We start from the raw sequence: 13353 nt of genomic DNA, 5'->3' as shown, positions 1-13353 counted from the left end.
CCATTCGAGAAGAGCGGCGTCACGTAGCGAGTTGAACCTAGCTGTGTTCTCGATGTTTCTCTTGTGATTGAAATGGTTGTGTACCGATGAATGGGCTGCAACGAATTTCTGCAAAGTTCCTGTTCGCCTGAGGCGTGCCATTGTCCGCTCGCATCAGCGGAACGGTTGCTAAAAACTTTCGCCGCGGTTGTTCAGGTGTCGGCCAGTCTCCTGGCGCCCCTCTCTTCCAATCACCTTCATTGCCGCTTGATAGGATAGGCACTTGCCAGACACGACGAACTCGGGATTTCCGTAGCGTTTCGTGGCTTTTCTGAGAAACTTCAGCGACGCATCCTTGTCCCGCTCCTTTGTTACGTACGAGTTGAGCGACTTGCTTTTGTGGTCCACAACGCGTCAAACTGGATGAATTCGAACGAGGTCTTGAGGTAGTGGAGACGGTTCCGGGTCACTTTCCAAGGCGCATCGCCCAACCCGGCCGCCTTAAGATCCGGTTCTGCTGGCATCACCGCGACGGGCAATATGCGGAGGCAGGAGCGGCAAGGCTGCCCGAAATGCCACCAATGCGATAACCGGCGTTGCCGTCAGCACGATTCCGAGAGATCCACCGACGAGTTGAGGATCACGGAACACGAAGTCTGTAATCCAACCTACAGCCATAGGTCCAAAGGCAACGCCCATAGTCGTCGCAAACAGGAACAGCGCCGTCATCCGGCCACGCAGATGCAGCGGGGTGATGATCTGGATTACGGCAGCCATGTAGACAAGGTAACCCATTGTGATGACCTGAATGACGCACAGGACTCCAAGGAAAACGAAAGGGTTCGGAAGGAAGAAAGCGATTGCCGAAAGAACGGCGGCGGGTCCGAGAAGCCATGTATAGAAGCGCATGTGGGCATCTTTCAGCCCGCGCGAGTAAAGCCAGTCGACAATGGAGCCCTTGATCAAGATGCTGCCGGCCGCAACCAGGCTGATAACACTCATTGCAGGCCCAAACTGAAGCGGCTGCCAGTCAAAGCGACGCGCAAAATAGGATGGAACCCAGGAGTCGGCGCCAGAGGCAACGGACACGGAAGCAAAGCCCAGCAGCAGTAGCGTCGTCAATTTTTTGTTCTCAGAAACGAAGCCCAACACTGTGCTGTCGCGTTCCGCCAGGCTGGCGGTTGAAACGCGGCGCCCCGGTTCCCGAAATGTGAACAGTGCGAGGGCTAGAAAAATCCCCGGCAATCCAACGATGATGAATGACAACTGCCACGGCTTCGTCAGGCCGATGAGCGGAAGGCTGATAGGCCCGAGCGACGTCGAATAGGCAATTACAAGGGCACCGGCCGTATAAGCTACAGCAACTCCGAGCCGCGGACCAAGTGCATATATCGCAAGCGCGCGCGTCAGCAACTGACGGGGAAAGCGGTCACCGATTAACGAGTAAGCCGCCGGACTGAGTGCAGCCTCTCCAATGCCGACACCCATTCGCGCTGCGAAGATGCTCAAAAAAGATCCGGCAGCACCGCACAACATCGTTGCAACCGACCAGAGCGTCAGCCCGAACGCGATCACCTTCCTGCGTGAAAACCTGTCTGACGCCCAAGCAAGCGGAAATCCGAAAATTGCATAGAAAAGGCCGAACGCCGGCCCAAGCAGCAGACTGATCTCGAAGTCGGTCAGACCGAGATCAAGTTTCATAGGCTCGACCAGCATCACAAGGACCAGCCGGTCCAATATTGCGACGATGTAACAGACCAGCAGGACGATCACCATCCACCAGGCGCCAAGGCCGGCTTTGGCTTCGGGTTCCATTTCGGAAACCACGACAACTGGTTTTGCGCCATCTGCCGGTGACTGCGCAGGATTGAAATCCGTCATTTGGTTCTCCTCTGGGTGCCGCCCAGATCTACCAGCAAGGAAGGTTCACGTTCGAGTACCGACTGCCATATCTGGTTCGCCACTTCGTCCGGCGTCACCGCATATTGGTCCAAATTCCTGTGCATCGCCTGGCCGAGCGGGAAGAGCGCCGGATTCAGCCGGGAAGCGGCGCGCGCTGTTTCGGTGTCCACCAATCCAGGCCGAAGTGCCATGATCCGCGGGCCCCAGCCGCGCAGATCCATTTCAGCCGCCGCCGTTGCCGCCCAACGCTCGATCGCGGCTTTCGAAGCCGCATAGGCCGTATACCCTGGAAGCGCGGAGCTTGCCGCTCCCGATGACATCATCATTAGGAGCGCTGACTGGTCAGGCCGAACCGCGCGCACAAACATGCTGGAAATCATCAGCACTCCCACCATATTCCCAAAAAGGCTCGACGTGTAATCTTCGGCAGAAATCTCAGCGAGGACGCCCTTGCCAACTGGTGTGTAAGCACAGTGCAAGAAAAAGGCACGCGCTGTCCGGGGAGAGGCGAGCGTGCTGTTGAAGCTGTCCTGGACCCCAGACCAACTTGTCGGATCACGCAGATCAAACCTGATCGTTTCAAAATCCGGCGAGTCCGCGATATCCAGGTTGATCATTCTCACGTTGCCCAGGGGTTGGCACTTCAGCAAGCTCGCGCCAATGCCGCCGGATCCGCCGCTGACCCAGACAACGGTATCTCCGGCCATCAGATGGCACCGCTCGATCGCAACCGTGAAATATTGGCATCATCGTAGAGCAGGACAGTTCTGAGTATTTCGTCTGTATGCTGCCCAATGTCAGGTGGGCCATCATACCTCTTGATTGGCGTTCCGGACATTCTGATCGGGTTGGCGACGATCGGCGCAGGCCCGTACTTCGTGTTGACCTCCCTTGCGAGCTTCCGCTCCTGTATCTGTGGGTCTTCCAGGGCCTGATCCATCGTATAAACCGGGGAACAGATGATGCCGGCATCGATCAGCGCTTCACTCAAGTCCCTCATCGTCCAGCTCCTCAGAGAGAACTCAAGCTCCGTCTGCAGAGCATCAATGTTGACAACACGCTCCGCGCGCGTCCGGAACCGGGCGTCAGCGAGAAGATCCTTGCGATTCAAGAGCGCACAAAGCGCCTCGAATTTGGGCTCCGCGCTGGCTTGAAAATTTATCTCGCCATCTTTGCAGCGATAGATCTGCGCAGGAGCAGATCCGGCTGTGCGCGTTCCCATCCGCAAGGGTATCTCGCCGGACATCATATACTCCACTGCACGATGCGACATTGTCGAAACCGCGACATCGAGCAGAGAGATATCAATGTGCTGACCTGCTCCCTGCCCCACTTCAATGTGCCGAAGCGCGGCCTGGATCGCGATTGCAGCGTTCAATCCTGCGAGAAGATCCGTAATGACCAATCCGACCTTCTGGGGATCACCGTCGGGTTCTCCGGTTACGCTCATCAGTCCGCTCATGGCCTGAAAGACGCTATCGGTTGCAGGTCGCGCAGCGTAGGGGCCGGTTTGACCAAATCCGGTGATGGAGCAATAGATCAGCTCTGGATTGACCGAGCTCAGTCCCCGGTAATCCAGTCCGTAGCGGGCAAGATCTCCCACCTTGTAGTTTTCCACACACACATGGCATGTCCGGGCAAGATCCAGGATGATCTGCTGACCTTCGGTCTTGGTAAAGTCGATTGCGATCGAGCGCTTGTTTCGATTGGCGCTGATGAAATAGGACGAGAACGGAGTGTCCTGCCCCGCCTCGTCCTTCAGAAAGGGAGGCCCATAATACCTTATCTCGTCACCGCGCCCGAGCCTTTCGACCTTGATGACCTCAGCGCCGAGATCCGCCAACATCTGGGTGCAGATCGGGGCGGCGAAGGTCCGTCCGAGATCGAGTATCCGGACTCCGTGAAGTGGCATGTTTGTCAACTTTGTCTCTCCCTTGCGGACTGTTTGTGCGCTTTCTTGACCGCCTTCTTGGACGATCCTTATTTTGTTCGGCGCGCTCAGGCTCTTTGCAGTGGCCAAAGCTCGTCGGCAACCGACAATGCAGCCGAATTTTTTCCACCCGCTTCTGCCTGCAACGCCCGCAGCCGGTACGTCCAGAAGTGGAGAAGGTGCTCGCTTGTAACACCCATTCCCCCATTGAACTGGTGAAGGTCAAACACAAGCTTGTGCACATAGGTCTGGGCGTAGGATGCTGCCATGCCAGCATCGATCGACGCGCTGCTCCAAGCAGCTCGCAATGCAAGAATTCTCATTGCGTTGGCAATCTGATGGCACTGCGCAAGCCGGTGCTGGACTGCCTGAAATGATCCGATCGGCTGACCGAACACCCGGCGCTGCTTGACATACTCGACTGTAAAGTCGGTTGCCGCCCTAGCGGCGCCGGCGCACTCCAGTGCGACGGCAATCCGCCTGCGATCCGTCAAAAGACCCGCCGCACCATGAAGCCGGTTGCCCCGCGTCAAATCCGGCGCCCGGCAGAACCGTCCATAGGGGTAGGCAAGAATACTCTCGACTGGCTCGACCTCTCCGGCGGCAATTTCGATTTCGACAACATCATCTCCATCGAGAACCAGCGCCGTTTTTGCAACATCCAGAAACCGCTGCGGTCTCAGCATTTCCGAATCGACGATCGCAACCGGACCGTCGGGAAAAATGCCCAGCGCCGGAAGGATCATTGCCGATGTCGAGACTTCCGCAACACACGGGAGCGACGAAAGTTGTAAAACCATAAGCGCTGATTCCAGCGACGAAAGATTGTGCTCGGCGGCATTCAGGTAGCCATCGGACACAAGCCGTTGCCGGAGTTTCGGTGAGTAGCAGCTGAATTTGAGACGATCCGCCTGCTCAAGCTCGCGAAACGGCCGGCACAAAGCGTCAAGCGAATTCAAGAATACGTTTTGCTCTTCGTTCAGTTCGAAGTCCATATGGTTCAATCTCCCCTTGGCAGGCCAAGAGCCTGACGCGCGATCATGTTCAGTTGAATTTCATACGTACCCGCAGCAATCGTGGAAGAAATGTTTCCTCGATAGAAGCCGCGCAGCTCGTCAACGCCCACTTCGGTCATGCTGTCAGGCGCGTATTCGGCAATGAAATCGAGCAGGTCCAGGCACGCCTCAGCCGCGGTGACCCGCGAGACATTGGCATCGATGGAAGGCGGCCGGTCTTTTGCGCGCTGATCCACCACGACGTAGGTCAGCAAACGCGCAGCTTCAAACTTCGAAGCGATCTGACCAGCCCTCGACCGAATGACCAAATCCCCGGCGCGGCCTTCACCTTCCAGCCGCTCCATGATGAGATTGAGCAGTTTCAGTCCCTGATTGTATCTGGGTATTCCGACCCGTTCGAAGCTGAGCGCATAGGTGATGATATCCCACGCCCTGCTCTCTTCTCCCAACCTTGATTCGACCGGGATCTGAACATTGGTGAAGAAGACTTCATTCAGATGGCCATCTTCCACCAATCCTGGAAACGGCTTCACTTCGATGCCAGGGGTGTCCATCGGCAGAAGAAATATGGAAATGGCTTTCCGCTCGGGCCCGGTCCGCGCAAGCAGGAAGCACCAGTCCGCTTTTCGCGAGTATGAGGTCCATATCTTCGAGCCATTTATGACGTAGGTATCCCCGACCCGCTCTGCACGGGTGACGAGGGCAGCCAGATCGGTTCCGGCGCCGGGTTCGGAATAGCACTGGCACCAGATCACTGTGCCCGCAGCGATCCTGGTCAGATGCTCCGCCTGCTGGGCAGGCGTCCCATACTTCATGAGAACAGGACCAATCCAGTTCACGTTCATGTACTGTGGGCCTCTCGGCTCTCCAGCGAGCTTCATCTCTTCTGCGAGAATGAATTGCTCCCACGGATCACCATCGCGCCCGCCATATGCCTTCGGCCAGTGCGGAAGCAGCAGTCCGCGCTTTGCAAGCTCCGGGCAGAATGATCTTGAGAACTCAATCTGCTCGGGCGAGCCCATTCCGTAGCGCGCGTAATTTTCCCGCCAGTCAGCGGGCAAGAGGTCCTTGAGGGCAGCTCGAACTTCTTCGCGGTACGCTTCGTGTCGCGGCGACCAGCCAAACTCCATTTTGTTCCTCCCGTTTCGTCTCAAGATTTTCGTTGGCCTTTGAATGTCATACCCACACCTGTCAGACAAGTAGTATTTGTTGACCTGTATGCTATGTTGTGCCTAGTTGTGCGCAGGCTGATCGAAACAAGGCCTTTGACAAACATTCCAGGGAGGAAAACATGAACCGCTCAAAAGCACCTGCCGGTGCATTCCGGCTCGCACTTCTGTCATCGGCAATGATCTCGCTCAGCGCGCTTCCGGCAATCGCACAGGAGACCGCCGCGCAGCCGGCAATCATCGATGACACCGAATCGGTTGCCGAACCTGCGATCGAAGAAGAGCGGCGGTTCACGGAAATTGTTGTTACGGCGGAACGGCGCGAAGCGCGTCTCCAGGATGTTCCGGCGAGCGTGACCGCACTGTCGGCAGACTCTCTCGAGATTTCCGGCATCGGCTCTACCAAGGAACTGACCCAGGTCACTCCCGGCCTTTACTTCACCCAGTCATCGTACTCACCCCAGCCAACCATTCGAGGTATCGGGACCCGCGGCGTGACCGCCGGCGATGAATCGGTGGTGCCGGTATACATCGACGGCGTTTACCAGCCCGTCCTGAGTTCGACAGTCATGAACTTCAATAACATTCAGCGCGTCGAAGTCTTGCGCGGCCCACAAGGCGCCCTACTCGGCCGGAACGCAACCGGCGGCGCGATCAATGTGATCACAAAGACGCCCTCGCTCGACCCCTCTGCAAAGTTCAGCGCCAGCTACGGATCATACAACGAAATAACCGGTCAGGCATATGTCACGGGCGGCCTCGCCGGGGTCGCAGCCGACCTGGCAATCTACGCAAGCAAAGACGACGGCTACATCCGGAACATTGCTAAGAACGAGGATCAAGGTGCCCTCGACACCGTTTCAGTGCGTAGCAAGGTGCTGCTCGATCTCGCTGAAAATTTTCAGGTGACGGTGGCTGTGGGCCACGTCAACACGATTGATTCAACTCCCTATGCAACGCACCCCGTAGACGGAAATACAGTTGCGCTCCGCTTCGACCCGAACGCTCTGCTGCCGAACGGATCATACGAAACCTCAGCGCTCGATGCCGGCGCCTTGAAAACCCGGCAGAACTCAGGTTCGGTGTCTGCGGTATGGAGCGGCCCGGGATTCGACCTGCACTCGATCACTGGCTTTCAGTACAATTCTCTCTCGGCGCGTGCAGACTCGGACGGCACGCCTGTGATCGTCGGTCAGCAAGACTACAAAAACTATGGCCGTTCGATCGTGGAAGATCTTTACCTCATTTCCACAAGCGATGGTCCATTCTCATGGATCGCGGGCGTAACGCTGTATGACGACTATGCCGGCGGTAAAGGCACGAACCAGGTTATCCGGAGCCTGGCGACCGGAAACTTCAGCCTTGTCAGTTCGACCGGTCGCGTCGAAACGCAATCAATAGCCGCATACCTGCAGGGCACATACGCTATTACCGATCAGTGGACCCTGACGGCAGGTGGCCGTTTCACGCACGACGAGAAGAACTTCTTCATCCGGAACAACGTGAGCAGCGCGGTTCTGAATGCGGAAAAGACCTGGGAAAAATTCACGCCCACCGCGACATTGCAGTATCAGCCGAACCCGGACCTCAACATCTACGCCAAAGCGGGCCAGGCCTTCAAAGCCGGAATATTTCCGTCCACCACTTTCTCGACGACCCCGGTCAATCCTGAAACAGTTACGCAGTACGAACTCGGCATCAAATCAAGCCCGACGGACTGGATGCGTCTCAATCTGGCGGGCTACTATACCGACTACGAGGACGTGCAGGTCAGCCTTCGCGATCCTGTGACATTGGTCTCCACGCTGGAGAATGCGGCATCGGCAGAAATCAGCGGCATTGAAGCTGAACTGATCGCATCGCCTCTTGAGGGGCTGAACATCCGGTCGGGCCTCTCGCTACAGGATGCAACCTATGTCGATTACCAGAATGCCTCGGTCACTTTCCCAACTGGTCTCGGCGGGGCCGCAAGCGCTACCATTGATGCGTCCGGCAACAAACTTATCCGTACACCCGAATACACGATCAACTTCGGCTTCGACTATACACTGCCTGCCTGGAGCGGCGATTTCACATGGTCGGGCAACATCTATCACAGCGGCGAATCGTTCCGCGACGCGGCAAACAGCGTCCGGGATGATCCGTACACTGTGGTAAACACTGAGATCTCCTGGCTTGACCCTTCCGAAAAATACCGGATCGCCTTGTTCAGCGAGAACCTGTTCGATGAAGACTACTCGCTTTTCGTGCTGCCCTCGACAACCGCCTATAGCCGGGTGGCCGCGCGTCCGCAGACCTTCGGTGTGCGCCTGTCTGCATCCTTCGATTAGCGCGCACACAGCTCCGATTTGTTCAACTAGCAAGGAAATGGACTTTGTTCTCATTAAGTGGAAAGTCAGTCGTAGTGACCGGCGGAGGACGCGGCATTGGCCGCGGAATCTGCCGGGCTCTGGCCAAAGCGGGCGCCAATGTCGTGATAGCGGGCCGCACGCCAGGCCCACTGCAGGAAACGGCTGAAGAGGTCCGAAATCTTGGTGCGCAGTCTCTGGTCGTTCCCGTCGATATCTGCAGCCAGGCTGAGATTGATCGCCTGGTCGATCTGTCGATCAAAGAATTCGGATACATCGACGGCTGGGTCAACAATGCCGGTAGCGCTTCTGCGAGCGATGTCGGTCGGCTGCTCGACATCAAGGAGGATCAGTGGGACAGGGTCGTCGATCTGAACCTCAAATGGACGTTCTTCGCCGCGCAGGCCGCCGCCAGGTCGATGACCAAAGGCGGTTCGATCATCAACATCACATCACGGACCGCCTCCCAGCCCTGCCCGATGACCGGACAGTATGGCGCCGCAAAGGCAGGTGTGGAAAGCCTCACCGGCACAATGGCGGTGGAGTGGGGGCACCGCAAGATTCGCGTGAACGCGATCGCGCCAGGCGTTGTGCTGACAGAAAACAGCACGTCCATGGAAAAATCCAGCACGCGTCGCCGTCAAATCGAGACTGTACCCCTCCGCAGGCTCGGTGAAGTCGATGACGTTGGACCACTCGCTGTCTACTTCGTTGCGGATGAATCATCATGGGTGACGGGTACAGTTGTGCCGGTGGCGGGCGGGAGCCGGATTCCGATCGGGACACTGAGCTACCTTCATCACATCAACCGCGAAATGGAGGAACTTGAAGCGGCCAGCCTACCCAGTCAGGTTACGAAATGAATTCCGGAACACTCAACCGAAGCGATCAAAATCAAGTCTGCCAATCTGCACGACTTGAGCCGTATACGGAGCTGTTTCCGGATATCACGGCTGCATCGGCGGCCCGAATTGACGTGATCAATCCGGCTACCGGCGAACGGCTCGCTCATGTCCCCGCAATGACACGGGAGGAGATCGATCACACCATTGAAGCGGCGCACGCAGCATTCGGACCCTGGTCGCGCCTCACCGCCGCAAGCCGTGCCAGGATCATCCGCCAATGGTTTGACCTGATCTGCGATCACAGGGATGCGCTCGCCAATGTCCTGACGCTGGAACAGGGCAAACCATTGGCGGAAGCCCGGTCGGAAATAATGTATGCCGCAGGTTTCGTTGAATGGTTCGCTGAGCAGGCCAAACGCGCTAATGGCGAGACGATTCCAACGCCCGCCTCTGATCTGCGCCTTGTCACCATAAAACAGCCCGTCGGCGTGGTGGGTGCAATCACGCCATGGAATTTTCCTGCCGCGATGATCACCCGAAAGGCTGCGCCCGCATTGGCGGCCGGTTGCACCATGGTTCTCAAGCCTGCGAGCGCTACACCGCTGACGGCATTGGCACTGTGCCATCTTGCCCGCCAGGCAGGCGTGCCCGCAGGTGTGTTGGAATGTGTCACCGGGTCTGCGCAGGTGATTTCAAAGTCGTTGACCGACAGCCAGCTCGTCCGGAAGATTTCATTCACCGGGTCGACTGAAATCGGACGACAGCTGATGGCGGCATGCAGCGACACAATCAAAAAAGTCTCCCTGGAGCTTGGCGGCAACGCACCATTTATTGTTTTCGACGACGCCGATCTGGAATTGGCCGTTGCCGGGGCAATGGCCAGCAAGTTCAGGAATGCGGGGCAAACCTGTGTAAGCAGCAACCGGTTCTTTGTGCAGGCCGGTATTCAGGAAGCGTTCACGGACCGGTTGACGAAGGCGGTGGAAAGTCTCGTCGTAGGCGACGGCCAGCTGCCGGAGAACGCAATCGGCCCACTCATCAACTCATCAGCCGTTCTGGCCGCCACAGCACTCCTGAAGGAAGCGACCGAGGCCGGTGCCAAACTGAGAGCTCGGGCTTCCGTATTGGTTGAGGGAGCGAATTTCTTTGCGCCCACCTTGCTCACCGGTGTTACTGACGACATGCGCGTCAGCCGCGAGGAGATCTTCGCCCCGATTGTTGCCATCTCATCGTTCGAGACGGAACGCGAAGTCATTGATCGCGCGAATGATACTGAAACCGGCCTTGCCGGTTACCTGTTCACCCGCGACATCTCACGCGCATGCCGGGTCTCCGAGCAACTGCAATGCGGCATGGTAGGCATCAACACGGGTTCCATTTCGACCGAAGTTGCACCTTTTGGCGGCGTTAAGCAGAGTGGAATTGGACGCGAAGGCGCGCAATGCGGTATCGATGAGTATCTGGAAACAAAGTACATGTGCCTGGGTGGAATAAACTAGGAAACTGTGGCCTCAACCGTGGCAGCTATTTCAAGCAAGCATGGCGATCTTTCGCCGTTAGAAGGGGAAGACAGAGTTTATGGGGTCAACAAACCAGAAGACCGAGTCTGTAGCGCTTGGCCGAGTTGGTCGGCCGCTGAGAGCGTCTGAGTTGGCTGCGGACCAGATCCGTCAGCTCATCCTCTCTGGGCAATTGAAGGAGGGCAGTATGTTGCCCCCTGAGACTCAACTTGTCTCCCAGCTCGGAATTTCGCGCACCACGCTACGAGAAGCGTTCCGGATCCTTGAGACCGAGGACCTCATCTCGGTGTCCCGCGGATCGCGAACAGGCGCACAGGTACACCAGCCGAATGCCGCGACAGCGGCCCGATACGCCGGGCAGGCTTTGACGGTCGCCGGGGCGACGATTGAAGAATCTTATGAAGCACAACTCGCCTTTGAGCCCTTTGCGGCTCGCCTCTTGGCTCAGAAGGCGACACCGGCATTGATCAGGCAACTCGAGTCGGCGGTCTCCGAATTGGAAGAATTTGTAGAAACAGACAACTTCCTGAATCTCAGTCGTGGGCTCGCGCGGTTCCACTTTCTGATTGTGGAGCTTACGGGCAATCGCACGCTGAGCATCATGGCGGAAATGCTCACCATCATATTGGAGTCTTATCAAGGCGAGACCGGCACCTACCTGAGAAACCTCGAAGAGGACTCCGCGGCGGCGCGAAAGTTTCGGAGCCTCGGTGTTCGATCCATTCGCAAACTCGTCGCGCTCATCAAGACGAACGATGCCGATGGCGCGGAGGCCCACTGGCGAAACCACCTGACAAACTCTTCGAAATACTGGCTAAAAAAATGAAACGCCCCGCCCTGCAGGACTTGGCCGAAATCCGGAGGCAAATCAGTGTTTGAACCCAGCCCGCGAAGCGTGGACCTTGCGGAACGGCTAAACGAATTCATGTCAAGGCACATCTATCCAAACGAGCGGCGCTATTTTCTTGAAGCCGAACGACTGGGTCCATGGTCAATTTATCCGGTAGTGGAGGAATTGAAGCCAAAAGCACGAGCTACCGGCCTGTGGAACTTGTTCTTGCCCGCAAGCGAACATTCCGACGGCTTGTCCAACGTCGATTATGCAAGACTCTGCGAAATCATGGGACGCAGTCTGTTTGCTCCAGAGATTTTCAATTGCTCTGCGCCAGACACCGGCAACATGGAAACGATCTTGCGGTACGGAACCGAGGATCAGAAGGAACGCTGGCTCAACCCGTTGCTGGCAGGAGAAATTCGCTCCGCGTTCGCCATGACTGAGCCCGAAGCCGCATCCTCGGACGCCCGGAATATTGGAAGTTCGATAGCGCGAGACGGCGATCATTACGTATTGAATGGCCGCAAATGGTACACGACCAATGCAACCAGCCCAGCCTGCAAGATAATGATTTTCATGGGGAAAAATGCCCAGCAACATGACGATCCCTATCGCATGCAATCAATGATTCTGGTCCCGCGCGAAACACCGGGAGTGAAAGTCGTCCGTGCGCTCCCGGTGCTCGGCTTTTATGGAGTTCCGGACAGAGCGGCGGAAGTTGTGTTCAATAATGTGCGCGTACCGGTCTCAAACATGTTGCTCGGCGAAGGACGAGGTTTCGAAATTGCACAAGGGCGGCTCGGCCCTGGTCGCATCCATCACTGCATGCGCCTTATCGGACTTGCTGAACGCACATTGGAGCGCATGTGCAGGCGCGCGGAACAGCGCGAACCCTTCGGGCGTCCATTATCGGAGCAGACAGTAACACTTGAGCGGATCGCCGAGGCTCGCATCCTCATTGATCAGGCACGCCTTCTCACTTTGAATGCAGCATGGAAGATGGATACTGCCGGCAACAAAGCTGCCCGTCGTGAAATCGCAATGATCAAGGTCGCCGCACCACGTATGGCACAACAAGTCATCGACTGGGCGATGCAAATGTTCGGCGGAGGCGGAACCAGCAATGATCATTTTCTCTCTGCCGCTTTTGCAACAGCCCGCCTACTTCGACTTGCGGACGGGCCGGATGAAGTTCATCGCAATCAAATCGGTCGCCTTGAGTTGAAGTACCATAACAAATCAGATCCTTCTCGCACCGGCGGACACGCTGGCGTGCTGACCGTTGAAGAAGCTGAAAGACTTGCAAGCGAGGGGCTTTGGCCCAAACCACCAGGCTTCGTCGGATAGTTGATTGGGTGCAGTCTGCCCAATGTGAACCCGTCTCCGTTGCTCGCGGGTCAACAAGTGACACATAACGACAAGTTCGCGCCATTCGCGAAGGGCGGCGTCTCGTAGCGATTTGAACCTGTCCCTCCCCTCTATATTCCTTTGATGATTGACATGATTGTGTACAGACGAGTGCATTGTGGCGAATTTCTACAAACTTCGCATCCGCCGAAATCGCGGCATCGCCCGCTGTCGTCATCGAAAAGGTAGGTGCGAATTCTCGGCGCAATTGTTCAGATAACGGCCGGTTTCCTGGCACTTCTCATTGCCGATTAACTTCATAGCAGCGCGGGTCGAAGGGCACCGATCCGGAACCACAACTTCAGGATTTTCGTACCGCTTCATTGCTTTTATTAGGAATTTGAGCGCCGCCGCCTTGTCGCGCTTCTCGGTCACATAGGTGAACCGCGCCGGTAACCCCGG

The 13353-nt window shown here is 56.9% G+C and carries 11 protein-coding genes and 1 pseudogene; 5 read left to right on the top strand and 7 right to left on the bottom strand.

The annotated features are described in order from the left end of the window. Window positions 1–168 precede the first annotated feature (168 nt). The 6 genes from HPO_RS21310 to HPO_RS18915 form a co-directional block, all read right to left on the bottom strand. Entirely contained in the window at window positions 169–387 is a 219-nt protein-coding gene (locus HPO_RS21310; RefSeq protein ID WP_084324454.1) for a DDE-type integrase/transposase/recombinase, read from the bottom strand. 93 nt (window positions 388–480) lie between these two features. Beyond that, window positions 481–1860 carry an MFS transporter gene (locus tag HPO_RS18935; protein WP_051612841.1) on the bottom strand — a complete coding sequence of 460 codons (1380 nt, stop codon included), beginning with the start codon at window positions 1858–1860 and terminating at the stop codon, window positions 481–483. Beyond that, the gene (locus HPO_RS18930) at window positions 1857–2588 is read right to left on the bottom strand and encodes an SDR family NAD(P)-dependent oxidoreductase (RefSeq protein WP_035602603.1); all 732 of its coding nucleotides are present in this window, start codon (window positions 2586–2588) and stop codon (window positions 1857–1859) included. Before HPO_RS18930 ends, HPO_RS18935 begins: the two co-directional genes overlap by 4 nt. Beyond that, a complete protein-coding gene (locus tag HPO_RS18925) occupies window positions 2588–3793 on the bottom strand; it encodes a CaiB/BaiF CoA transferase family protein (protein WP_035602600.1) in 1206 nt (401 codons plus the stop codon). The genes HPO_RS18930 and HPO_RS18925 overlap by 1 nt, the downstream gene beginning before the upstream one ends. Window positions 3794–3879: 86 nt before the next feature. Continuing rightward, window positions 3880–4806, bottom strand: a complete 927-nt coding sequence (locus tag HPO_RS20115; protein WP_051612840.1) for an acyl-CoA dehydrogenase family protein — start codon at window positions 4804–4806, stop codon at window positions 3880–3882. 5 nt (window positions 4807–4811) lie between these two features. Beyond that, entirely contained in the window at window positions 4812–5957 is a 1146-nt protein-coding gene (locus HPO_RS18915; RefSeq protein WP_035602597.1) for an acyl-CoA dehydrogenase family protein, read from the bottom strand. Window positions 5958–6118: 161 nt separating this feature from the next. Between HPO_RS18915 and HPO_RS18910 the strand changes: the two genes are divergently transcribed. From HPO_RS18910 to HPO_RS18890, 5 genes are all read left to right on the top strand, one after another. Then, entirely contained in the window at window positions 6119–8326 is a 2208-nt protein-coding gene (locus HPO_RS18910; protein ID WP_035602594.1) for a TonB-dependent receptor, read from the top strand. A gap of 44 nt (window positions 8327–8370) precedes the next feature. Beyond that, a complete protein-coding gene (locus HPO_RS18905; protein WP_051612839.1) occupies window positions 8371–9207 on the top strand; it encodes an SDR family NAD(P)-dependent oxidoreductase in 837 nt (278 codons plus the stop codon). Beyond that, window positions 9204–10688: an NAD-dependent succinate-semialdehyde dehydrogenase gene (locus HPO_RS18900; RefSeq protein WP_051612838.1), complete on the top strand. Its 1485-nt coding sequence runs from the start codon at window positions 9204–9206 to the stop codon at window positions 10686–10688. The genes HPO_RS18905 and HPO_RS18900 overlap by 4 nt, the downstream gene beginning before the upstream one ends. A 79-nt stretch (window positions 10689–10767) precedes the next feature. After that, on the top strand, window positions 10768–11535 hold the full coding sequence (locus HPO_RS18895) for a FadR/GntR family transcriptional regulator (RefSeq protein ID WP_035602591.1): 768 nt from the start codon (window positions 10768–10770) through the stop codon (window positions 11533–11535). Between the two features lie 45 nt (window positions 11536–11580). Further along, entirely contained in the window at window positions 11581–12891 is a 1311-nt protein-coding gene (locus HPO_RS18890) for an acyl-CoA dehydrogenase family protein (RefSeq protein ID WP_035602587.1), read from the top strand. Between the two features lie 72 nt (window positions 12892–12963). Here HPO_RS18890 and HPO_RS21305 read toward each other — a convergent pair. Continuing rightward, a pseudogene (locus tag HPO_RS21305) lies at window positions 12964–13353 on the bottom strand (DDE-type integrase/transposase/recombinase); the annotation flags it as partial.

The sequence above is a fragment of the Hyphomonas polymorpha PS728 genome, assembly GCF_000685315.1.
Lineage (GTDB): Bacteria > Pseudomonadota > Alphaproteobacteria > Caulobacterales > Hyphomonadaceae > Hyphomonas > Hyphomonas polymorpha.
The sequence above is the reverse complement of the archived record's forward strand: the minus strand, read 5'-3'. Positions and strand labels throughout refer to the sequence as shown.